At 70.1% G+C, this 22,884-nt stretch carries 21 protein-coding genes and 1 pseudogene; 12 read left to right on the forward strand and 10 right to left on the reverse strand.

The window, feature by feature from the left end; all coding sequences use genetic code 11:
- Together IU449_RS17920 and IU449_RS17925 are read left to right on the forward strand one after the other, a co-directional pair.
- Positions 1-866: pseudogene (locus IU449_RS17920) on the forward strand (pyridine nucleotide-disulfide oxidoreductase); the annotation flags it as partial.
- A 120-nt stretch (positions 867-986) separates the two neighbouring features.
- The gene (locus IU449_RS17925; protein ID WP_195003279.1) at positions 987-1,853 is read left to right on the forward strand and encodes an amidohydrolase family protein; all 867 of its coding nucleotides are present in this window, start codon (positions 987-989) and stop codon (positions 1,851-1,853) included.
- Positions 1,854-1,859: 6 nt separating this feature from the next.
- Here IU449_RS17925 and IU449_RS17930 read toward each other — a convergent pair whose 3' ends face one another.
- Positions 1,860-2,504 carry a LysE family translocator gene (locus IU449_RS17930; protein ID WP_195003280.1) on the reverse strand — a complete coding sequence of 215 codons (645 nt, stop codon included), beginning with the start codon at positions 2,502-2,504 and terminating at the stop codon, positions 1,860-1,862.
- Positions 2,505-2,552: 48 nt separating this feature from the next.
- On the reverse strand, positions 2,553-3,035 hold the full coding sequence (locus tag IU449_RS17935) for a DUF456 domain-containing protein (RefSeq protein ID WP_195003281.1): 483 nt from the start codon (positions 3,033-3,035) through the stop codon (positions 2,553-2,555).
- A gap of 207 nt (positions 3,036-3,242) precedes the next feature.
- On the opposite strand from IU449_RS17935, the gene IU449_RS17940 reads away from it, so the two are divergent.
- On the forward strand, positions 3,243-4,343 hold the full coding sequence (locus tag IU449_RS17940) for a CaiB/BaiF CoA transferase family protein (protein ID WP_195003282.1): 1,101 nt from the start codon (positions 3,243-3,245) through the stop codon (positions 4,341-4,343).
- 72 nt (positions 4,344-4,415) lie between these two features.
- Here the strand turns inward: IU449_RS17940 and IU449_RS17945 are convergent, their stop codons facing one another.
- Positions 4,416-5,921, reverse strand: a complete 1,506-nt coding sequence (locus tag IU449_RS17945; RefSeq protein WP_195003283.1) for a PLP-dependent aminotransferase family protein — start codon at positions 5,919-5,921, stop codon at positions 4,416-4,418.
- Between the two features lie 62 nt (positions 5,922-5,983).
- Between IU449_RS17945 and IU449_RS17950 the strand changes: the two genes are divergently transcribed.
- The 3 genes from IU449_RS17950 (at position 5,984) to IU449_RS17960 (ending at position 7,813) form a co-directional block, all read left to right on the forward strand.
- Complete coding sequence (locus tag IU449_RS17950) at positions 5,984-6,193, forward strand: hypothetical protein (RefSeq protein WP_195003284.1); 210 nt, start codon at positions 5,984-5,986, stop codon at positions 6,191-6,193.
- Positions 6,194-6,461: 268 nt separating this feature from the next.
- Positions 6,462-7,052 carry a methylated-DNA--[protein]-cysteine S-methyltransferase gene (locus IU449_RS17955; RefSeq protein WP_195003285.1) on the forward strand — a complete coding sequence of 197 codons (591 nt, stop codon included), beginning with the start codon at positions 6,462-6,464 and terminating at the stop codon, positions 7,050-7,052.
- Positions 7,053-7,183: 131 nt separating this feature from the next.
- A complete protein-coding gene (locus tag IU449_RS17960) occupies positions 7,184-7,813 on the forward strand; it encodes a PaaI family thioesterase (RefSeq protein ID WP_324188305.1) in 630 nt (209 codons plus the stop codon).
- Between the two features lie 51 nt (positions 7,814-7,864).
- On the opposite strand, the gene IU449_RS17965 is transcribed toward IU449_RS17960, so the two are convergent.
- Positions 7,865-8,884 carry a fused (3R)-hydroxyacyl-ACP dehydratase subunits HadA/HadB gene (locus tag IU449_RS17965; RefSeq protein ID WP_195003720.1) on the reverse strand — a complete coding sequence of 340 codons (1,020 nt, stop codon included), beginning with the start codon at positions 8,882-8,884 and terminating at the stop codon, positions 7,865-7,867.
- A 235-nt stretch (positions 8,885-9,119) separates the two neighbouring features.
- Between IU449_RS17965 and IU449_RS17970 the strand changes: the two genes are divergently transcribed.
- Both IU449_RS17970 and IU449_RS17975 read left to right on the forward strand, forming a co-directional pair.
- Positions 9,120-9,998: an alpha/beta fold hydrolase gene (locus IU449_RS17970; protein ID WP_195003287.1), complete on the forward strand. Its 879-nt coding sequence runs from the start codon at positions 9,120-9,122 to the stop codon at positions 9,996-9,998.
- Between the two features lie 14 nt (positions 9,999-10,012).
- Entirely contained in the window at positions 10,013-10,618 is a 606-nt protein-coding gene (locus IU449_RS17975) for a class I SAM-dependent methyltransferase (RefSeq protein WP_195003288.1), read from the forward strand.
- A gap of 22 nt (positions 10,619-10,640) precedes the next feature.
- On the opposite strand, the gene IU449_RS17980 is transcribed toward IU449_RS17975, so the two are convergent.
- The 4 genes from IU449_RS17980 to IU449_RS17995 all read right to left on the reverse strand — a co-directional run bounded on the left by IU449_RS17980 (position 10,641) and on the right by IU449_RS17995 (position 15,251).
- Positions 10,641-10,907, reverse strand: coding sequence for a hypothetical protein (locus IU449_RS17980; protein WP_195003289.1), 267 nt, complete (start codon positions 10,905-10,907; stop codon positions 10,641-10,643).
- 65 nt (positions 10,908-10,972) lie between these two features.
- Complete coding sequence (locus IU449_RS17985; protein ID WP_195003290.1) at positions 10,973-11,116, reverse strand: hypothetical protein; 144 nt, start codon at positions 11,114-11,116, stop codon at positions 10,973-10,975.
- A 110-nt stretch (positions 11,117-11,226) separates the two neighbouring features.
- The gene (locus IU449_RS17990; protein WP_195003291.1) at positions 11,227-13,827 is read right to left on the reverse strand and encodes a helix-turn-helix transcriptional regulator; all 2,601 of its coding nucleotides are present in this window, start codon (positions 13,825-13,827) and stop codon (positions 11,227-11,229) included.
- A 134-nt stretch (positions 13,828-13,961) separates the two neighbouring features.
- Positions 13,962-15,251 carry an adenylosuccinate synthase gene (locus IU449_RS17995; protein WP_195003292.1) on the reverse strand — a complete coding sequence of 430 codons (1,290 nt, stop codon included), beginning with the start codon at positions 15,249-15,251 and terminating at the stop codon, positions 13,962-13,964.
- A 426-nt stretch (positions 15,252-15,677) separates the two neighbouring features.
- Between IU449_RS17995 and IU449_RS18000 the strand changes: the two genes are divergently transcribed.
- Together IU449_RS18000 and IU449_RS18005 are read left to right on the forward strand one after the other, a co-directional pair.
- The gene (locus IU449_RS18000) at positions 15,678-16,337 is read left to right on the forward strand and encodes a hypothetical protein (RefSeq protein ID WP_228805142.1); all 660 of its coding nucleotides are present in this window, start codon (positions 15,678-15,680) and stop codon (positions 16,335-16,337) included.
- Positions 16,334-17,110: a site-2 protease family protein gene (locus IU449_RS18005; RefSeq protein WP_195003294.1), complete on the forward strand. Its 777-nt coding sequence runs from the start codon at positions 16,334-16,336 to the stop codon at positions 17,108-17,110. The genes IU449_RS18000 and IU449_RS18005 overlap by 4 nt, the downstream gene beginning before the upstream one ends.
- A gap of 136 nt (positions 17,111-17,246) precedes the next feature.
- Here the strand turns inward: IU449_RS18005 and IU449_RS18010 are convergent, their stop codons facing one another.
- Together IU449_RS18010 and IU449_RS18015 are read right to left on the reverse strand one after the other, a co-directional pair.
- Positions 17,247-18,404, reverse strand: a complete 1,158-nt coding sequence (locus IU449_RS18010) for an FUSC family protein (RefSeq protein ID WP_195003295.1) — start codon at positions 18,402-18,404, stop codon at positions 17,247-17,249.
- Positions 18,405-18,411: 7 nt separating this feature from the next.
- A complete protein-coding gene (locus tag IU449_RS18015) occupies positions 18,412-18,864 on the reverse strand; it encodes a DUF3151 domain-containing protein (protein WP_195003296.1) in 453 nt (150 codons plus the stop codon).
- 112 nt (positions 18,865-18,976) lie between these two features.
- Here IU449_RS18015 and IU449_RS18020 point away from each other — a divergent pair, with 112 nt between their 5' ends.
- Together IU449_RS18020 and IU449_RS18025 are read left to right on the forward strand one after the other, a co-directional pair.
- Entirely contained in the window at positions 18,977-21,721 is a 2,745-nt protein-coding gene (locus IU449_RS18020) for a hypothetical protein (RefSeq protein ID WP_195003297.1), read from the forward strand.
- 98 nt (positions 21,722-21,819) lie between these two features.
- Positions 21,820-22,884 carry a fused (3R)-hydroxyacyl-ACP dehydratase subunits HadA/HadB gene (locus IU449_RS18025; RefSeq protein ID WP_228805144.1) on the forward strand — a complete coding sequence of 355 codons (1,065 nt, stop codon included), beginning with the start codon at positions 21,820-21,822 and terminating at the stop codon, positions 22,882-22,884.

Raw genomic sequence — 22,884 nt, forward strand, 5'->3', positions numbered from 1 at the left:
TGCCCACGGAGATCCCACCGAACGTCTACGAGGGATTGAAGGCCAACAAGGCCCTCGAGGTGCACGTGTTCGGCCGCCGCGGCCCCGCCCAAGCCAAGTTCACCCCCCTGGAACTGCGCGAACTCGACCACTCCCCGAACATCGAGGTCATCGTCGACCCCGCCGACATCGACTACGACGAAGGCTCCGAAGCCGCCCGCCGCCATTCCAAGCAGGTCGACATGGTCGCCAACACCCTCGAACAGTGGGCCATCCGCGACCAGGGCGACCGCCCACACAAACTGTTCCTGCACTTCTTCGAATCCCCCGCCGAGATCCTCGGCGACAACGGCAAGGTCGTCGGCCTGCGCACCGAACGCACCCAACTCGACGGCACCGGCAACGTCAAAGGCACCGGCGTGTTCAAGGACTGGGACATCCAAGCCGTCTACCGCGCCGTCGGCTACCTCTCGCAGAACATCAGCGAGCTGCCCTTCGACGACCAAGCGGGCACCGTGCCGAACGAGGCCGGTCGCGTGCTGGCCGACGAGAACGCCGACGGCGCGGACCGCTACGTCCCGGCCACCTACGTCACCGGCTGGATCAAGCGCGGCCCGGTCGGCCTGATCGGTCACACCAAGGGCGACGCCAACGAGACCATCGCCTGCCTGCTCGACGACGCGCCGTCGTTCACCCCGGCCGAGAACCCCGATCCGCAGGCCGTGATCGAGTTCCTGGAGGGCAAGGGCCTGCCGTTCACGACCTGGGCCGGGTGGTATCGCCTGGACGCGCACGAGCGTTCGCTGGGCGAGCCGGAAGGCCGCGAGCGGGTCAAGGTCGTCGAGCGCGAGGACATGCTGCGCGCCAGCGAACCGAACAAGGTCTAGTTCTCTTCTAATTCATCCTCCGAGAGGGGCGCGGCGTGCGCCCCTCTCCCATGTCCGCTTGCGGTCGTCTCCCGATGGGACGGGTGCGACAGCGACGCGATCTCGAGGCATTCTGTACAAGTGTTCGACGCACATGTCCACATCATCGATCCGCGGTTCCCGCTGACCGAGAACGAGGGCTATCTGCCCGAGCCGTACACCATCGCCGACTATCGAAAGCGGATGGCGCGCTTCGACGTCCAGGGCGGAGCCGTGGTCAGCGCTTCGTTCCAGGGCACCGATCAGGCCTACCTCGAGGCGGCGCTGGCCGAGCTGGGCGAGAACTGGGTGGGCGTGACGCGCCTGGACCTCGACGCGAGTGACGACGAGATCGTCGAACTCGACCGCGTCGGCGTGCGCGCGCTGCGCTTCAACCTCAAGCGGGCCGCCACCGACATCACCGGCATGACCGTCCAGGCGCTGCGCGCCCACGAACTGGCGGGCTGGCACGTCGAGGTCTATGTGGACGGGCAGATGCTCGCCTCGCTGCAACCGGTGATCACCAAGCTGCCCGCGCTCTCGGTCGACCATCTCGGCATGTCCGAGGAGGGTCTGCCCTACCTGCTCGACCTCGTCGACCGGGGCGCGCGGGTGAAGGCGACAGGTTTCGGCCGGGTGTCGATGAACGTGGCCGACACGCTGCGCCGCATCCACGCGGTCAATCCCGAGGCGCTCATGTTCGGCAGCGACCTGCCCGGCACCAGGGCGGGCCGCCCGTTCCGCGACTCGGACGTGGACCTGCTCTGCGATGTCGTCGGCGCGGACATGCACGCGGTGCTCGAGGACAACGCACGCGCGTTCTACCGTCTGCCCGCCAGGCAGCGTCCCGAGTTCGAGGACCCCGATCCGACCCTGCCGCTGCCCGCGACCGAGGCGATGGGGCCGATCCGGCACGAATCCCCGCGGGATCCGGCCGACACCATCCCGTTCGGCGCGATCGAGCGCTGACGGGATTCAGTCCTTGCGGCCGGTCAGCGCGAGAGAAGCGCCGAGGCCGATCATGACCAGCCCGCCCGTTCCGCCCACGGCGGCCAGGCGGCGAGGTGTGCGAGCGAACCAGGTCCGTGCGGAATCGGCGGCCAGCGCCCACACCGTGTCGCAGACCAGTCCGAACGCCGGGATACAGATCCCCAGTACCAGCATCTGACCGGTCGCCGTGCCGCGGGCGGAGTCGACGAACTGCGGGAGCAGGGCGACCAGGAAGACGATGGTCTTCGGATTGGTGATGCCGACGACGAACCCGTCGCGCAGCACTGTCGACGTGGCGATGGTGGGCGCTGCCGTGGTCGTCTCGAAGGCTCGGGCCAGCTCGGCGCGATGCCGGATGGCCTGCACCCCGAGATGGACCAGGTACAGCGCGCCGGCCAGCTTGATCGCGGTGAAAACCGTCGCCGAAGCCATCACCACCGCCCCCAGCCCGAACGCGACGGCGATGATCTGCGCGTACACCCCCGCGGCGTTACCCACCACCGTGTACAGCGCGGCCCGCCTTCCGACCGTGAGCGCCCGGCCGATCGTGAACAGCACACTCGGCCCCGGCAGCGCCACCATCACGAACGCCAGTCCTGCGAAGGTCACGATCTGCGTCCACGTCACCATGCGAGACAACGGTATTCGCCGTCCGATGAGCGGGCAACAGCGCCCGGTTCAAGCCGCGATCGCGCCGATCACCCATACGCCGGTGGCCAGCAGGGCGCCCGCGAGTTCGATCAGGATCGACAGGCCCACGCCTTTCAGGGCGTGCACGGTGAAGGTCCACGCCTGGTTGCTGTCGTTCAACCGTTCCAGTTCGCTGAGGTAGACGCCGAGGACGAAGCCCACGAACAACCCGACCACCGGTATCACGAAGAAACCGACGAGGGCCAGGGCCGCGCCGAGGAACAGGGCCCGGTTGGGCACTCCGGCTTCCTTCATATTGCGGCCGGGCCACAGGTACTTGATCACCCCGGAGATCACCAGCAGCACCGTGGCGACAGCGAACACCGTCCACGCCGTGGTCCCGCCGGTCATGATCGCCCAGACCAGGATCGCGCCGAAGATCGCGAGCACACCCGGCAGCACCGGCACGACGATGCCCACCAATCCCAGCAGGATCACCAGGCCGACAACGATTTCGCCCCACACACTCACGTTCGAATCCCTCCGTCCGCCCGCTGTCGCGCGCCGTCGGCGATTCTCGCCGATCGTGCCGTCGCGCGCACGTGGGGCAGAGCCGGTGTGCGGCCCCGCTGTTGTCGCCGAGGCTATTGTCATACTGTCAATACAGCTCGCCGGGCCCGCTCCGGCGGGAGGCACCGGTTGCCGGTGACCTGGATCAACGACGAACCGAGGTAAGGCGTGAGCACTTCATCCACCGCCACCAGGCAGGGCCCGCTGGCGGGCATCCGCGTTGTCGAGCTGGCAGGTATCGGTCCCGGCCCGCACGCGGCGCTGCTGCTGGCCGACCTGGGCGCCGACGTGGTGCGCGTCCAGCGGCCCGGCCAGTTCCCCGGCCTGATGGAGCGCCCGCAATGGCGCGGCCGCACGATCGTCGAGGCCAACCTCAAGGATCCCGCCGACATCGAGAAGGTGCTGCGCCTGATCGAGAAGGCCGACGTGCTGATCGAGGGCTTCCGTCCCGGGGTCACCGAGCGCATGGGCCTGGGTCCCGAGGAGACCCTGGCCCGCAACCCGCGCCTGGTGTACGGCCGCATGACCGGCTGGGGCCAGCACGGCCCGCTGGCCGACCGGGCAGGCCACGACATCAACTACATCTCGCTGACCGGCGTGCTGAACGCCATCGGCCGCAAGGGTGAGCGGCCGGTGCCGCCGCTGAACATGGTCGGCGACTTCGGTGGCGGCTCGATGTTCCTGGTGTTCGGCATCCTCGCCGCGCTGGTGGAACGCCAGAGCTCGGGCAAGGGTCAGGTCATCGACGCCGCGATGGTGGACGGTGCGCTGGCGCTCTCGCACATGATCTGGGGCATGCGCGGCGTGGGCCTGTGGTCCGACGAGCGCGGCACCAACCTGCTCGACACCGGCATGGCCTTCTACGACACCTACGAGACCGCCGACGGCAAGTACATGGCCGTGGGCGCGATCGAGCCGCAGTTCTACGCCGAACTGCTGAAGGGCCTCGAGCTGGACCCGGCGGATCTGCCCGCCCAGATCGACCCGAATGCCCAGGAAGATCTGCGCAAGCTTTTCACCGAGAAGTTCAAGACCAAGACCCGCGACGAGTGGGCCGAGATCTTCGCGGGCACCGACGCCTGCACCACCCCGGTGCTCACGCTGAGCGAGGCCACCGAGAACGAGCACATCGTCGCGCGCACCGGCCTGGTGGAGATCGACGGCGTCGTCCAGCACGCGCCCGCCCCGCGCTTCTCGCGCACCCCGGCGGCCGTGCCGACCCCGCCCCCGAACGAGGGCACCCCGATCGACACCGTCTGGGCGGACTGAGATCCGAGGCAACGGCCCCGCGCGCGACTTCCATTCGCGCGCGGGGCCGTTCGCATGTGGCGGGCCCGTCGTTCAGCGCACGGAGAGGTTCAACGGGTCGAGCGGTTGCGCGGCGCGCGGGGTGAGCGCGGCGTAGGCCGAGGCCATCGACTTGACGGCCAGGCGCAGTTCCGACTCGCGGTGGGTGTAGGGCAGGCGCACGAAGCGCTCGAAGGCGCCCTGGACACCGAAGCGCGGCCCGGCGGCCAGCAATACACCGTGATTGGGCGCGGTGGCGGCCAGCGCGGTGGAGACCGGGGCGGGCAGTTGCGCCCAGACCGACATGCCGCCCGCACCCGGCTGCACCTTCCAGTCCGGCAGTTCCTCGGCGAGGGCGTCGAGCAGGGCACCGCGCTGGGCGCGCAACTGGTCACGGCGGAGGGCGAGGGCATCGTCGGCGTGTTCGAGCAGGTGGACGGTGGCGAGCTGGTCCATCACGGGGGTGCCGAGGTCGACAGTGGATCGGCTGCCGAGCAGCTTGGTGATCAACGACGTACCGGTGCGGATCCAGCCCACCCGCAGGCCGCCCCAGAACGACTTCGACGCCGAGCCGATGGTGACGATCTCGCTGCCCTTGCCGAACACGGCCACCGGGGGCGGCATGGTCTCGGTGTGCGGGTCGAGGCCGAGATCGACCATGGATTCGTCGACGATGATCGTCATGCGGGTCTCGCGGGCGATGGCGGCCAGTTCGGCGCGCCCCTCGCCGTCGAGCATCATGCCGGTGGGGTTGTTGAAATCGGGCACCAGGTAGGCCAGGGTGGCCGCGGTCTGCCGGGCGGCACTGCGAATGCCGTCGAGATCCCAACCGGCGGAGGGATTCTCGGGCAGCAGCGGCACCGGGACAGGGCGGGCACCGACATCGCGGATGGCCTCGATGGCGTTCGGGTAGGTGGGGTGTTCGATGAGCACCCGGGCCGCGGGCGCGGCGAGCACGTTGAGCAGCAGGCGCAAGCCGTGCTGGGCGCCGAGGGTGATCAGGATCTGGTCGGGATCGGTGGGCAGGCCGCGGGCGGTGTAGCGGCGGGCGACGGCCTCACGGAGGGCGAGCATGCCGACCGGATCCATGCCGTGCGTGCCCAGGTAGGTCGGAAGACGTTGCAGAGCATCGGAATACGCGTTCTCGATGCCCTCCGGCGCGGTCATGGCGGCATAGGTGAGATCGACGGTGGTCAGCTCCGGTTGCATGATCGTGGCGAGAATGCCACGCGAGGCCTTGGTGCCGTCGCTCGGCACGCTGGGCGGCAGCGCCACGGTCGAACGCGACCCCTGCCTGCTGATCAGGTAGCCGTGCTCGCGCAGCAGGGCGTAGGTTGAGGTGATGGTGGTGCGGCTGACGCCGAGGGTGGCGGCCAGATCGCGTTCGCTGGGCAGCGCGACACCGAGCGGTGCGCGACCGTCGTGGATGAGCAGCCGGATGCCCTCGGCCAGCGCCAGGTACGCGGGCCTGCCGCGGTGCGTGGTCTCCTCCGCGCCCACCGTGCGCCAGTTGCCCAGGTCGCGTGCCAGCCCGGCCGCACCGATCACTCGAGTCGCCATAGAGTCCAGTATTCGGGTAGTGGATATTCAAAAGCAAGGCCAGTGGTCCGACTCTGAAAGACATGACCACTGCGCTGCCGCTCCTGATCGCCCTCGCCGTCACCCTCCTCGCCTACCGGGCCGTCCGCCGCGAACCGGTCGGCGCGCGAGTGCACGCGCTGTTCGGCGCGGTCGTTCCCCGCGACTCGGATCCCGGATTCTACGACCACCAGCGACAATTGCGCGACATCACGGCCGTGCGCACCCACGAGGAGCTCGACGAGGCCGCCTGAACCGCGCTCGCGGCAGCACGCAGGCCCGTCCGTTCGCCGGTCCGTGCCGCGCCATGCGCGCGACCGGAAACCAGTCCAGTCCAGTTGCGCAAAACTGGACTGGACTGGACTCCGTGTCCGCTCTCCGCCGCGCTGGTCGTAGGTCTCCACCGCCTGGTAGTCGCCGCGCACGGCGGGCAGCACGATCTCGGCCGGGACTCCCGGCTCGCTGCCGCACCCGTTCCCGCACGGCTCTGTTCCCGTCGTACCCCCGGTGCACACTGGTCCTATGAGCACCCCCGCCCGTCGGATCGATCGCGCGCTGTCCGGGGCCGCGTCGCCGGATCCCACGCGCGCCGACATCGCGCTGTTCGACACAGCGATCGGCATCTGCGCCATCAGCTGGCGTGCCGATGCCGTGGTCGGGTTCCGGTTGCCGGAGGCCGACCCGGACGCCGCGCGGGAACGGCTGCGGCGAGCGGGCGCCACGCAGTCCGAGCCGACCGAGAACATCCGCGCGGCGATCGAGGGCGTCCGCGCCCACCTCACGGGTGAACTGGACGATCTGCGCTGGATCCGGCTCGACCTGACCGGCCTACCGGGCTTCCACCGCACGGTGTACGAGATCACCCGGGCCATCGACCCCGGCCACACACTCAGCTACGGGCAGGTCGCCGAACGCGCCGGGCTGCCGGGAGCGGCGCAGGCGGTCGGGCAGGCGCTGGGCCGCAACCCGATCGCACTGATCGTCCCGTGCCACCGGGTGCTCGCCGCCGACCACGCGCTGCACGGATTCTCCGCACCCGGTGGGATCGGCACGAAGGCCCGATTGCTCGAGATCGAGCGCACCCCGGGGTTCGGCGAACCGACACTGTTCTGAGTCGACCGAGGACACAGCCGGAGCGGGCGCGGCACGGGCCTGCGTTACGATCCGGCAATCCGGGTCACCGGATGCCCGGCCCGTCTCGACGGCCACCGGACCCGATCGGCTATCAAACGGCAGGAAAGCACGTGCAGATCCACTTCGACGACATCGACGCCGCCGAAATCGACCGTCGTATCGCACTGTACGGTCCACTCACCCAGGCGGTCCGTGAGCTCGCGGACGCGACCATCCGCACCGAGGTCGACGAGGACACCATTCGCGAGGTCGAGGCGACCGTCCGCGCGGCGACCGCCAGGCTGCGCGCGCAACAGATCGACGGCTCCTTCGGGGCCCGATTCACCTCCGACGGGACCATGCTGCCGTGGGGCAATGCGGCGGTGGGTGTCCGCAATCCGATCGCGCCGCCGATGGTGGTCGAACGAGACGGCACCGGCCTGCACCGGGCCGAACTCACCTTGGGCGCCGCCTACGAGGGGCCGCCCGGACTGGTGCACGGCGGGATCTCGGCCCTGCTGCTCGACCAGATCCTCGGCGAGGCAGCGGCGCACGGCGGACAGCCCTCGTTCACCGGCACCCTCACGTTGAGATACCGGAAGCCGACGCCCCTGGGGAAGATCCGCGTCGAGGCGCGCGTCGACCGAGTCGAGGGGGCGAAGACGTTCGTCGTCGGTTCCCTGTCGACCGACAAGGGGGTCACGGTCGAAGCGGATGCGATCTTCATCCAGCCCTCCTGGGTCCGCAACCGGGCCGGATGAGCCCGGCCGGCCCGGCCGTCCGACGACGACCGGGCGCCACGCGACAGCGGCTCAGGAGAGTCGGACCTCGGCGGTGGCGAGGCCGAAGATCTTGCGCCCCGCCGATTTCGCGGTGATGAGCACGACGGCGGTCTTGGATTCGGGATCGACCGACTTGATGCGGCCGGTGTATTCGACGGTCCCGACGGCATTCGCCTCGACCACGGTGTAGTTCGACAGCCGGACCGTGTACTTGGCCAGCGCGCCCGGGTCGCCGAGCCAGTCGGTGACGAAGCCCGCGCCGCAGGCCATGGTGAGCATGCCGTGCGCGATGACATCGGGCAGGCCCGCCAGCTTCGCGATGCGCTCGTTCCAGTGGATCGGGTTCGCGTCGCCGGACACACCGGCGTAGTTGACCAGGTCGCCGCGGGTCAGGGCCACGGTGCGGGGCGGGAGCGTGTCACCGACCGCCACGTCGTCGAAGCGCACCGCGGTGTGCGGGGTGCGGGGTGCGGCGATCCTGGTCGAGAGGGTGCCGTTCGCGGCAGGCGACCGATCGGCGCCCTCGTCGACGGTGGTGGCCGGGGCGGCCACGTCGAGCCCGTGCATCAGAACGCTCTTCATGGCCTCGCCGATGCCGGGATCGACCTCGTCGGCGGTGATGCCGACGACGGTGGTGTGCATGGCCTGCACCACACAGCCGGACTGGTCGGTGAAGGTGTTGGTGACCGTCAGCAGATCCTTGCCCGCGATCCGCCGCACCGAGGACAGCTCGACATCGCTGGTCAGACGATCGCCCGCGACGACCGGGGCGTACCACTCGAAGACCTGATCGGTCTGCACGTACACGTCGTAGCCGGTGACGACGGACTCGAACAGCCTGCGGTTGGCCAGCATCGCCGGAATGGAGAAGAAGGTGGGCGAGACGACCAAGCCGGTGTAGCCGAGCTCGCTCGCGGCGGCTTCCTGCCAGTGCGCGGGATGGTAGTCCTGCACGGCGCGGGCGTATTCACGGATCTTCTCCCGCCCGACCTCGTAGTAGTCGTCGAGCCGGTAGTGGTGTCCCACCAGCGACTGCGAATGCGCACCCACGTCAAATGTTGCTGTCACAAGCTGCCTTCCTCCGGATCCGAGCCATCGTAATCATTCCGACGCCGCCCGCTCACATATGTGATTGCGCTATCAATACCGCCGACGCGCGGGGCGTCACCTCGGCATCGCGGGCACTGTGGAGGCGGTGCCGGGAAACCGCGCACCGCACCGGATGATGGAAGGGCGCGGCCGGAGGAGTGGCCGGGACGACGACACCGGAAGGAAGCACACACGCATGGAGACGGTGACCTCGGCGGACGGCACCACGATCGCGTTCGACCGGATCGGCGCGCAGAGTGCCGGCGCGGAGAGTGCGGGCGCGGAGAGTGCGGGCGACGGGGCGGGCAGGGGCACCGTGATCCTCGTCGGCGGCGCGCTCGAGGACAGGCGTTCTCCCAAGCTCACCGAGCTGGCCCGGCTGCTGGCCGAGCGGCACGGCATCACGGTGATCGTCTACGACCGGCGTGGACGCGGCGACAGCGGTGCTACCCCGGGTGTCTACCAGGCGGGCGACGAGATCGACGATCTGGCGGCCCTGGTGACGGCCGCGGGCGAGCCGGTGACGTTGTTCGGCTGGTCCGCCGGAGCGGTGCTCGCCCTGCGCGCGGCGGCCTCGGGCCGGGTTCCCGGCGTCACGCGGGTGGTCGCGTTCGAACCGCCGTTCGTCGTCGACCGCTCCGGCCACGTTCCGCCCGCCGATCTCGGAACCCGCCTCGAGCAGTTGATCGCCGAAGGCAAGTCCGGCCGCGCCGCCGCCTTCTACCTGCGCAAGGTCATGGGGGTACCACCGACGATGGTGACCGCCATGCGCCTGACCCCCTACTGGCGCTCCATGAAAGCGCTCGCCGCCTCCACCGCCCACGACTGGGCCGTGATCGGGCCCTACACCCGCGGCGAGGCCCTGCGCCCGGCCGACTGGTCCGGTCTGACGGTCCCGACCCTGGTCCTGTCCGGCGCCGACAGCGCCGCGAACATCAAAACCGCCGCCGACGCGACCGCGAAGGCGCTACCGCTCGCCCATCACCGCGAACTGCCCCACCTCGGGCACGACCAGAACGCCGAACTCATCGCCGCTCCCGTCGCCGAATGGGCCGCCGGGGACGGCGCGCTCTGACACACTGAAAACCGATGTCCGCGTACTGGAATCACAACACGGCCTTCCATCCCGAACTGGTCGCCGCCGTCCCCGGCCCGGCCGCACGAGTTCTCGACATCGGCTGCGGGGACGGGCTTCTCCTCCACAGACTCTCGGCGAGAGCGGGTTCCGTCGTCGGGATCGATCCGGACGAGGCGGCCGTCATCTCCGCACGGTCGCGGCTGGCGAAGACACCTCGCGCCGAGGTTGTCCACGGCGACTTCCTCGACACCGCATTCGACGGACCGCCCTTCGACCTCATCACCTGCGTGGCGGCCCTGCACCACATGCCGCTCGCCCCCGCCCTGGAACGCATGAGGGAACTACTGGGCACGGGGGGCACGCTCCACATCGTCGGGTTGTCCGAGAACAAGACGATCGCCGACCATCTCACCGCGGCCGCGATGAGCGTCCCGGTGATGGTCGTCAGCAGAATCCGCCGCGAGTCGGCCTACCCCGGCATGGTGATCGCGGAGCCGAAGGAGTCGATCGACGAGATCCGAAGCACCGCCTCGGCGATTCTCCCCGGCCACCGACTCCGCCGCCGGTTCCACTTCCGCTACACGCTGACCTGGCGCAAACCCTCCGTGCCCTCGTGAGTGCGCATCAGGCCATCGTCGATCACATCGGGTTCTTGCGGTAGAAGTCGCAGGCCTCGCCCGTGAGATAGCCGTCTTTGCAGGCGAAATAGGTCTGGATACAGCCGCTGGTGTCGCAGCCGAGCTCGGCCAAGCGCTCGACGATGCGCAGGTTGTCCTGTTGCTCGGGGGACAACGCCGAGGAGGTGGTGACAGGGGACGTGGCCGGAACCGGCGAACCGGACTCGGTGCAGGCACTCAGAGTCAGGACGGCCGCCACGGCGCCGACCACGTGAACCAGTCTGTCCATTTTCAGCCCTCCGTGCCGACCGGGAGCAGTCAGCGTAACCGGAGAGGTGGACAGGGCCGGAGTGGTTACTCGCCGCGGGGACCTTCTTCCGGATTGTCCGGATCGTCGGCAGGCGGCACCGAGTACCCGATCAGCTCCACATCGGGGTTCTTCCCGGCGGTGGCTTCGGTGGGTTCGGGGTTCGCGGAGGTGTTCTCGGGGGACGTCATGTTCTGCGCCTACCCCGTTGCGCTGTCTTCACGCACAGCGGACCTGCGCACAGCGGACCCGCGCCCCGCGGGGGTGTCCGTAGTACCCGCGCGCATCCGGGGGCGATCGGTCACCGGTTCGTTTCGCCGCGGATGAGTGCGCCCAGCGCCTCGCGGTCGGTCACGTCCACCTTCCCGCAGGCACGATAGAGATGACCCTCCACGGTGCGCACCGAGACGGTGAGCCGGTCGGCGATCTGGCGGTTGGACAGGCCTGCCGCGACGAGATTGGCGATCTCGCGTTCTCGTGCGGTCAGGGGCAGCGGTTGGGCCGCGGCGCGCAGGGCAGGGGTGCTCGCGCCCCCACAGGCCGCGGCCAATCGGTTCGCGGCGGCGGCCGACTCCGTCAGGCGCCGCCTGTCATCGGCGCGTTCGTGCGCGGACGCTGCCTGAGCGGCGGCGTCGGCAGCCGAGAGCAGCGCACCGACCCGTTCGAAATCGGCGGCGGCGGCATCCAGACCCGCGCCGTCGTGCGCGGCGAGCGCGCGGGCGTGGGCGGCCTGCACGACGACCAGCCTGCCTTCCACCCTGGTCGCCAATTCGGTCAGGCGGTCGGCCACCGAGTGTTCGCCGAAGCGGGCGGCGACGTGCAGGGCCATGGCCTCGATGGCGTACTGGTGCGCGCGTGCGGCGGCATCGGCGGCATCGAGCGCCGAACGCACAGCGGTACTGACGGCGCCTTCGGCGGCGGCGAGACAGGCTTCGGCGATGGCGAGTTGCGGCTCGTAGACGGCGCTGTGCCTGCCGCCCCTCCGGTGTGCCTCGGCGATCGACTCGGCGCACTCGACGGTCCGGCCGAGTGCGGCATACGCTTCCGCCAGGCGGATACGGGCCGGAAAGGTCCAGGCGGCAGCGCCTTCGGCGGTCAAGGCCGCCAACGCCTGTTCGAGATGTTCGATGCCGTCGGGGAAACGCCCCTGAGCCACGTCTACCGTGCCCTGCAAGATCTTCGACATGCCCCACGCCAGGTACTGACCGGGCGCCGAATAGCTGAATCGCGGTGCGGCGCATCGTCGTGCGGCGTCGTAGTCACCGGTGTAGAGCAGGCCGAGCACCTCGGCGTGGGTGGTCATGAAGCGGTTGAGACCGTCGATGTGGTGGTCGATTGCGTGACCGCGCGCGGCGTAGCGACGAGCGTCGGCGCCACGACCGGTGAGCGCGAGCGCGAGCCCGCCGCCGAACGCGGCCCACCACACCGCCCAGGGCGGGGCACCGGGATCGGTCATCACCGCTTCGGCTTCGGCCAGCGCGTCGTCGACGCGGTTCTCGTTCACCGCGCAGGCCGAGGACAGACCGGCCATGATCGCCACGATCTTGGGGTGGCTCACGCCCGCGCGCACTCGGGCGAGCACCTCGTCGGCGCGATCGGCATCGCCCATGGACCACAACAGATTCGACACCCGCGTGCCGCCCCATCGAGCCAGTTGTGGTTCGGTGAGCTCGCCCGGATCGAACGCGGCCAGGGTGCGTTCGGCCTCGATGCGATGGCCCTGCCACAGCAGCGCGCGGGCCAGCAGATCCGCGGCCTGGACCCCGCCCCGGCGCTCGACCGCGGCCCGGGCGAAACGTTCGGCCAACGGCAGGTCGGCGACCGCGATGGCATCGGTGGCGGCGGCCTCGAACAGGGCGAGGTCGGCGGATTTGTCGCTGTACAAGGCCAATTCGGCCAGGCGGATGCGTTCGGAGGCGGAGTGCACCGGGCGCTGCCGCAGCGCGGAGAACAGCAGGCCGCGCAGCCTGCGGGTCGAGGCGATACCGAGCCTGCGGCGGATCACCTCGCCGAAGAGCGGATGGTTGTAGCGGACGGTCAGCTGACGACCGTGTTCGACAACCTTGACCACACCGCGGGTCTCGGCCGCCTCCACCGCCTCCTCGCCGGCCAGCTCGGCCAGGACGTCGAGATCGATGGGCTCGCAGAAGGTCAGCAGTTCCAGCACCCGCAGCACCGAATCGGGCAGTTGCTCCACCCGGTCCTCGAGCAGGGCGGCCAGTTCGGAGGTGACCGCGGCGCGGCCGCGCAACTGCCACACCCCGTTGACCTGCCGCAGCGTGCCCGCCTCCAGCGCTCCCTCCACCAAATGCCTGAGGAACAGGGCATTTCCGCCCGAGGACTCCCACATCAGGTTCGCGGTGAAACCCTCGAGTTGGCCGCCGAGCACGGACTCCACCAACTGCACGCTCTGCTGCTCGGTGAACGGCCGCAGATCCACGCGCAGCAGATGCCCGTCCTTCCACAGCGAGGTGATCGCGTCGGGCACCGGCACGCCGCCGCGCACGGTCGCCACCACGCGCACGACTTTGTCGATGGCCAGTTGCAGCAGCAGAGTGGCCGAGAGCTGGTCGAGCAGGTGGGCGTCGTCGACACCGATGATGGTCGCGCCGTCGGCCAGCAGCGCCTCGCGCGCGGCGGACATGAAGGTGACCGGATCATGGGCGGTGTAGGCGCCGACCATGTGCGCGAACACGCCCAGGGGTATGCCGCGGGCGGATTCGGTGCCCGCCACCCAGCGGATCCGGCCGCCGATCGCGGCGCCCACCTGCCGGGCGAGCGTTGTCTTGCCGACACCGGCATCACCGGTGAGTACGGCGCCCACATATCGGGGGCCGGTGATGGCCGCGCGGATTGTCTCGAACTCGGTCTCGCGCTCGACCATCGGCCAGTTCCGAGCCATGGGGCAACTCTAGAGCGTCGCCCCGCTCCCGCGCGGGAACTCGCCTGCCTCGGGACAACTCGATACCGGTCCGCAACGGTTTCGCGCGAATTCGCTTCCGCTCGACAGCGTTTCCGGCTTCGAACCGTTCGGGCTCAGCCGAGCACGTCGTGGCGCACGATCGTCTGATCGCGGCCGGGACCGACGCCGATGCAGGAGATCCGGGCGCCGGACAGCTCCTCGAGCCGCAGCACGTAGGCCTGCGCGTTGGCGGGCAGATCCTCGAAGGTGCGGGCCTGCGAGATGTCCTCCCACCAGCCCGGCATCTCCTCGTAGATCGGCTTGGCGTGGTGGAAATCGGTCTGTGTGGTGGGCATCTGCTCCACGCGCTGCCCGTCGATCTCGTAGGCCACGCAGATCGGCACCCGGTCCAGGCTGGACAGCACATCCAGTTTGGTGAGGAAGTAATCGGTGATGCCGTTGACGCGGGTGGCGTAGCGGGCGATGACCGCGTCGAACCAGCCGCAACGCCGGGCGCGTCCGGTGGTCACGCCCACCTCGCCGCCCTGCTTGGCGAGGAATTCGCCGTGCTCGTCGAACAGTTCGGTCGGGAACGGACCCGAGCCGACGCGGGTGGTGTAGCACTTGAGGATGCCGAGCACCGTGCTGATCTTGTTGGGCCCGATGCCGGAACCGACGGCCGCGCCGCCCGACGTCGGGTTCGACGAGGTCACATACGGATAGGTGCCGTGGTCGACGTCGAGCAGGGTGCCCTGCGAGCCTTCCAGCAGCACGGTCTCGCCGCGCTCGAGCGCCTCGTTGAGCTGCAGGCGGGTGTCGGCGATGCGGTGCTTGAACCTGTCGGCCTGACCGAGCACCTCGTCGACGACCTGCTGGGGATCCAGCGCGCGGCGGTTGTAGATCTTCACCAGCACCTGGTTCTTGAATTCCAGGGCGGCCTCGACCTTCTGGGTGAGGATCTTCTCGTCGAGCACGTCGGCGACCCGCACGCCCACCCGGGCGACCTTGTCCTGGTAGCAGGGGCCGATACCGCGGCCGGTGGTGCCGATCTTCTTGTTGCCGAGGAATCGCTCGGTGACCTTATCGATGGCCACGTGGTACGGCATGATCAGGTGGGCATCGGCCGAGAGCAACAGACCCGAGGTGTCGACCTCGCGCTTCTCCAGCCCCTCGAGCTCCTCGAGCAGCACACCCGGGTCGACCACGACACCGTTGCCGATGACATTGCGCACGCCCGGGGTCAGGATGCCCGACGGGATCAGATGCAACGCGAACTTGTCGCCGTTGGGCAGAACGACGGTATGACCAGCGTTGTTGCCACCTTGGTATCGGACCACCCATTGCAACCGGCCACCGAGCAGGTCGGTCGCTTTGCCCTTACCCTCGTCGCCCCATTGGGCGCCGATGAGGACGATTGCCGGCATTGTGGGTCTCCTACGGATCGACACGCAGCACGTCTGTGCTGCGGCTACCTGCCGTCTCGAGGCGGTGGCCGGAAGGACAGTTTACCCAAGTGCCCTCGAGGTGCCGCCAACCAGGCACCCCGCGCCCCGTCCTGGTGAATCCGATCCGGCCTGTATCCAGCTGCACCGGCTGTATCCACCAGACCGGCGCCGCTGTATCCACAGGGCTGTCGCGGTGTATTCACAGGGGCCGTCGCGGCTGTACTCGGTAGGGCCGTCGCGGCTGTACTCACGAGGGCCGTCGCAGCTGCGATCACAATGACGACTCGGCCCGGGCGTGAGCGCTCGAACGAGACTATGGTTGCTGCGGGCGAGCCGGATGGACGGCCCGCTCATGCGTGAGGGCCGACTTCGGGTCGGCCGGAAACCAGGAGGGTGTACGGCGGTTTGAGTACCCACGTTCTCCGCTGCGACCGGGCGCCGGTCCCGATCGCGCTAGCGGCGCTGGCGACCACTCAGACGGCGGCCATCCCGGACACCACGGTGATCGACGAACTGTTGCCGGTGCTCGCCGCGGACAGCTTGCCGCGCCTGATCGTGCTCGGTGAGGACGCCGCGCTCGCGGCCGTGCTGACCCACCTGATGCGCACCGAACGCCTGCACGTCGAAATCGGCTACGTCCCCATCGACCGGACCTACGGCGCGCGAGCCTACGAGACCGGCACCGGGAACTCCGCGGCCAAGCGCGCGATCGGCGGCAAGGCCGCCGAGACACCGCTGATCCGCGACGACACCGGTACGGTGCTGGTCGGCCGGGCCAGCATCACCGGCCCCGACGGCGGCAAGCTCGAAGGCGAGGCCTACGTCGACGACACGCTGCTGTTCACCGGCCAGGTCAATGCCATGCACATCTCCCCCACCCTGCACATGCCCGGCGTCCGGGCCGCGGTGGCGAAGGGACTGCGCAAACGACGCTGGCTCGAGGGCAGGGCCGCGCAGCTCGGCTCGCCCGGCGCGGTGGTGACCCGTGACGGTGTCCGCGGTCCCCGCGCCGTGCCGCGCTCCACCTTCTACCGTCATCACGAACCCTGGCTGCTGGTGCGATGAGTCTGTCTTCTCCGCTCGGTCGCAGCGCGGTGCGACCGAGCCCCGTCTTCCTGTTGGTCGTCGCGGTCACCGTGGCCGGTGGCGTGCTGGCCTGGCTCTCCGAGACCGGCAGCACGACCGCGGGTATCGGGGTGTTCGTGCTGGTGGTGGCGGGCTGGATCGTCACGCTGTGCCTGCACGAGTTCGCGCACGCCTATCTCGCCTGGCGAGCGGGCGACCGTGAAGTGGAATTGCGCGGGTACCTCACGCTCAACCCGCTGAAATACGCCCACCCACTGCTGTCGATCGTGTTGCCGGTGGTGTTCATCGCCCTCGGCGGCTTCGGCCTGCCCGGCGGCGCGGTCTACGTGCACTCCCACAATGTGAGCCCGCGCGAACAGCGGATGATCAGCGGCGCCGGGCCCGCGGTCAACGCCGTCTGCGGTGTGGTCATCCTGCTGACCGTGACGCTGTTCGGCAGTGCCACAAGCCATTCCGCGTTCTGGTACGGCCTGGCGTTCCTCGGCTTCCTCCAGGTCACCGCCACGCTGCTGAACCTGCTGCCCATTCCCGGCCTCGACGGCTACGGCATCCTCGAGCCCTCGCTGAGCTACCAGACCCGCCGTTCGCTCGATCAACTCAAGCCGCTGGGCATGCTGCTGCTGTTCGCGCTCATCCTCACCCCGGCGGTGAACGGTCCGTTCTTCGACGCGATCTACGCGATCTGCGAACTGTTCGGCGTGCCGGATCTGTGGGTGGCGCGCGGGGCGGGGCTCGTCCGGTTCTGGATGTGAGCTTCGGCGAGCGGTGAACCGGGCTCCGGTCGCGACGGGCGACCGGAGCGCTTCCGGTGTCCGGCCGCGGCACCCCTCGTCGCCCCGGCCACCGCCGACGCTACGAGTGAGAACGCCGGTGATCGCGAGTAGCGCACTACTCGATCGAATGGTGGGGGCGGACATAGGGATTGGGGACCGTCGGCGGCAGCAACGCGATCGCCGATATGCGCTGCATCCCACAGGCCTGCATCAGGTCCACCAGAATCGAGCGGACCTGCGCGAAAACCACGTGCGCGGACAGTCCGGCGCCTTCGACGAGTTCCGGGCGCGCCTGCCGGGCCACCGAGCGCAGCACCCGCGCGGCCTCGGCCTGATCCGGTTGTTCGCCCGGCTCGGCCAGGATCGAGCGGCGCACCACGTCGACGGCCTCGGACAGGGCGGCGACCACCTCGATCAGGCGCGGATCGAGGATCTCGTCGTCGCGGACCAGCGTCAGCGAACGGCGCAGCAGCACTCTGGTGTTGCGTACCGCGTTGTCGACCGGGTCGGCGGTGGCGCGCAGGCGGTCCAGGCGCGGGCGGGAATTCCAGTAGAGCGGGGAGATCCGGCTGATCTCCTTGCCGCCCTCCAGACTCGACCGCAGTGATTCGATGGCCGACTGCGTGCCGCGAACGGTCTCGAGTGCGTGACCGATCTTGCGCGGGTCCTGTTCGAGCAGGCCGTCCGCGCTGTCCGCCAGCGCCTCCTGCACCACCTTCAGCACGTTCCCGGCGTGCTCGCGGGCCCGGCGCACCGGATGCGCCGGGATCGCCGCGACCACGACGACGCCCACCAGGCCACCGACCAGCGCGTCGATCATGCGGTCGAAACTCGCGTTCGACGAAGGCGGCATGAGCGTGGCGACCAGCACCGCCGAACCGGCCGCCTGGATGCTGATGATCGAACCGCCGTCGACGAACACCGCCAGGGCCATGGCGACGACCACCACCAGCGCGATCTGCCAGACGCCGGTGCCCACCGCGGAGATGAACAGGTCGCCGATGCCGATGCCCACCGCGACGCCGACCACCAGCTCCGCCGAGCGCCGGATCTTCGCCCCGAACGACAGGCCGATCGAGATGACGGCGGCGGTAGGAGCGAAGAACGGGTTGAGATGGCCGATCACGTTGTGCGCGATGAACCAGGCCAGCGCCGCGCCGAGCGCGCACTGCACGATCGGTAGCGCGGACAACCGCAGCCGCGCCCAGGAGGCGCGCAATCGCTGCGCGCCGCTCGCCCTGGCCGCTCCGAAGCGGGAGTCCGCGCGGGTCACTCCCGGGTCAGTCGAGGCCCAGCTCGGCCGCCGCCCGCGGATCACAGTCCTCGAGCAGATCCAGGCAGCGGGCGTACTCGTCGTTCTCGCCGATGGCCTTGGCCGCCCGCGCCAGCGCACCGACGCTGCGCAGGAAGCCCTGGTTGGGCTCGTGGCTCCACGGCACCGGGCCGAAACCCTTCCAGCCGTTGCGGCGCAACAGGTCCAGGCCCCGGTGGTATCCGGTGCGGGCGAAGGCGTAGGCCGAGACGATGTCGTGGTTGACCGCGGCGTCCGCGGCCGCGCCGCGCTCGAGCGCGGCTTCGGCCAGATACGCCCACGCGATCGAGGCAGCCGGATGTTCGGCCACCACCTGAACGGGGTCGGCCTTGTTCAGCAAGGCCTCCTCCGCCTCGGAGTTTTCGGGTAGCAACACCGGCTGGGGTCCGAGCAGGTCTCCGAACGAGGTCATGCGGTTCATTGTGCACCGGTTCGCCCGGGCCGCGGCGACGGGGGAATCGGTGCCCCCACCCCGCGCGGTCGATAGGCTGGCCGTCGAGTTCACTTCAGATCGGCGCGAGCAAGGGGTAGTGGTGTCCGACCCGAACGACGAGAAGAACCCGGCGCGCGAGGGCGCCGGTTCCGGCGCCCGGCCGGACGCGGCCACCGAATCGAGTGCCGCCACCGGCCGCCCGGCGCCCGCCGACTCGTCCGGTTCGACCTCCTCGACCACCGAAACCCCTGGTCGGCAGCCGGGTTCGACCAGCACCTCCGACGACGCGACGGCCTCGTCCGCCCCTGCGGCCGGGTCCACGGCCGGTGGTTCGGCCCCCAGCGGGCAGGATGAGTGGGAACGTCCGGACTCGGCCGCAGGCGAGGGCGCCGCCCGTACTCAGGGAGCCCCGTTCACCCGCACGACCGTCGTCGGTGGCGAGCGGCCGCCCGCGCCCGCAACCGGTGCGCCGCGCCCGGCCGCGGGGGCGGCGGACGGACCGGAGCCGACTCCTGCGGGCGAGCGGCCCGGTTCGGCCGCGGATTCCGGCAACCCGGCCGCATCTGGCGCGCCGACATCCGGCAATCCCTCGGCCGCGAGCGATCCCAGCGGTCACGCGCCCACCCAGCAGATCCCTCTGCCCGGCACCGCGGCGACCTCTTCCCCGGCGACAGATCCCTCGTCCGACGTCGAGGCGGCGAGCGGAACGGATTCGAGCGATTCCGCGCCCACGCGGAAGATCGCGCGCCCAGGGGCCGAATCGCCGAACGGTTCAGCGGAACGGGCGGCGGAGGCGAAGCCGGATGCGGGCACAGCGAAGCCGGATGCGGGCGCAGAGCCGACCGCCGAGGCGGCGGCTTCCGGCGCGGAATCGGCCCCGGAGGCGGCGGCCCCCGGCCCGGCGTCGGTGCCCGATGCGAAGCGCCACGACGAGGCCGTCACTCAGCGGATCGATTCGTCGCAGGGGGGCGGTGCGGCGACGGCCACCGCTGCCGGTTCTCCGGGTCCCACGGAAGACGAACCGGGGTCGGAGCAGTACAAGGACGCGAGCGCGCCTGCCGCCGCCGATTCGACGGCCGACGCGAAAGCCACGGTCTCGGATGCGGCGAACGATGCCGAGACACCGACGGCCGGGAACCCGCCCGAGGGCTCCGGCACGACACAGGCGGCTTCGGACGGGGAGCGCACCGGCGTCGGCGAGGGGACGAAAGACGCTGAGCCCGAAGAAGACAGCACCGCGAATCCGATACCACCCGGTTCGGAGCGGACACCGGCTGCAGCGACCACATCTGCTTCCGCGAACGACCAGGGCGATCCGGATCGGACCGTGTCCATTCCGGCCGCGCCTCCAGCGGATGCGGGTCGGGTGGACGGCGGGGACGACGCCGTCGGCGGTCGAGCGGGTGGCGAACAGCCGGGCACGGGCGATGCGGATGCCGACGCGCCCACGGCGGTGATCCGACGGGACGATGTCACCTCGGCCGCGACGGCGGCGGCCGGTGCGGCGGGTTCCGCCGCTCGGGCTGCCGGGCCGGACGCGCCGTCGGCGGATACGAACCAGACGGTGGTGATTCGGCGGTCCGACCTCCCCGGGAAGCCGGGCCGGGCCGCTGAGGGCGCGAAGGGTTCGCACGCGCAGGCCCCGGCCGGAGAGCGGAAGGCCGGACACCAACCGGACCTCCCGGGTGACGCGGGTGCGGCCGACGACACGGCGACAGTCGCCATGCCGATGGTTCCGATCGAGGATCAGAAGACGACAGCGCTGCCGATCCAGCGACCGGATCAGACCGATCGGGTGACCGGGCGGCCGCCGTTGAGCAAGCCGCCGAGCACGCCGCGTCCCACGTCGGGGCCCAGGCAGGCCGGGTCCAAGCAGGCCGGGCCCTCGGGTCCACCGCCCGCCGGGCCGCATGGTCCCGAGCAGGGCAGACCGCAGGGACCGACGACCCCGGGCAGGCCGTCTGCCCCCGGTCAAGGCGGACCCCAGGGGGCGGGACGCGGCGGGCCGCCGAACTCCGGGCACGGCGGGCCGCAAGGACTCGTCAAGGGCGGGACGCAAGGTCCGGGACAGGGCGGACCCCAGGGCCCCGGCGCGCAAGGCGGTGCGCAGAGTTCGCCGCAGGGCGGTCCCCAGCGTCCGGCTCCGACGCAGGGTCATCAGCAGGGCCCCGGTCAGGGCGGTCCCCAGCGACCCCAGCACGGCGCACAGCAAGGCCCCGTCCGGGTCGGACCGGGCGGTCCGCCGCTGGTGAAGTCGGGCAGCGCCCCCTCTCCGGCGGATCAGAACGCGACCCGCCCCGCTCAACCGCTCGACGATCGGCCACGGCAGATCGCACAGCCACAGCGGGTGCCACCGGCTTCCGCGCCGCCTGCCGCGCAGGCGAAGGCGAAGGCGGAGTCCGAGGCCGGACAGTCGCGACGGTGGCTGCTCGCGGTCGGTGCGGCGGTGGTGCTCGTGCTGGCGTTGATCGGTGTGGCGGCGACGGTCATCGGCGGCGGTGACTCGCCGGAGGACCAGGTGCGGACCGCCATCGGCGACTACACCTCGGCACTCCACGACGGCGACCTGGAGGGCCTGCGCGACAGCACCTGCGGGACGTTGCACGACTTCTACCGGGATCTGCCCGCGGACCAGTTCGCCGGGGTGCATCAACTGTCGGTGGACCAGGGCAGCATTCCGGTGGTGGCCAGCGTGGACGCCATCAAGATCACCGACAGCACCGCGCTGGCACTGGCGACGGTGTACACCGCCGCGGATCCGGGGAATCGTTCGCAGCGGACGTTCGATCTGGAGAACACCGGGGAGGGCTGGAAGGTATGCGACCGGCCCACCGAGTCGCCGTGATCCCGCCCCGGCGCGCCCGGTAGCGGTCGTCACACTCACCTGGTCAACCGGCCGTCCCGGCCACTAACATGGCCGGGATCATGGGCAGTGAACAGACGATGACGGCACCGGAAACCGACGCTTCAGCGCTGGGGTCGCCGGGGATCACAGCAACAGAGACGCTGGCGGGGCGCCGTTTTCTGATGCGCGACCCCTATCACGTGGGCCGGGAGAAGGTGCGCGAGTTCGCGCGGGCGGTGCAGAACAGGCACGGCGCGCACCAGTCCGACGCCGACGCCAACCGGCTCGGCTTCGAGCGGCTCATCGCCCCGCCCACCTTCTCCTCGGTGATCGGTATGGCGGCCACGAACGCACTGCTCGACTCGGTGCTGCTGGAATACGACCTGGCCCAGGTGCTGCAGACCGATCAGACCTTCGAGTTGCGCCGTCCGTTCCTGCCCGGCGACGCCATCCGCACCCAGGTGATCATCGAGTCGATCCGTACCTTCGGCGATAACGATTTCATCTGCGTGCGCGCCGAGATGACCGATCAGCACGACGAGATCGTGCAGATCGCCACGACCACGATCGTCGCCCGTCGCGGTGCGGAGATCGATCCGGACCTGGCGAAGATGGTGCAGAACATCTTCATGCATTCCCGACCGGTCACCCCAGCCGCCGATCTCGCCGAGTCGGGCGCGCTGATCGCGCTCGACGGCGAGAGTCCGGAGGCGCGCATGGCCGACCTGCCCCAGGTGCACACCGCCGCGGCCTTCGCCGAACTCGCCGAAGGCGACCGACTGCCCGCCGGCAGCGCCCGGCTGACCCGCGGCGACCTGGTCAACTACGCCGGCGTCGCGGGCGACCCCAATCCGATCCACTTCAGCGAGGAGGCCGCCCGGCTGGTCGGCCTGCCGACGGTGGTCGCGCACGGAATGCTCACCATGGGCCTGACCGCCGACTACCTGACCTCCTGGCTCGGCGATCCGGCCGCGATCGAGACGTTCAGCGTCCGCTTCTCCGGGTTCGTCCCGGTAGATGTCCAGAAGCCGGCCCTCATCGAGTTCTCCGGCAAGATCAAGTCGCTGCACCCCGATCGCCGCGCCGCCACCGTGATGCTCGGCGCGACGTCCCAGGGCCGCAAGCTCTTCGGCCGCGCGATCGCCGACGTCCGGCTCTCTTGA

The organism is Nocardia higoensis (genome assembly GCF_015477835.1).
Classification (GTDB): domain Bacteria; phylum Actinomycetota; class Actinomycetes; order Mycobacteriales; family Mycobacteriaceae; genus Nocardia; species Nocardia higoensis_A.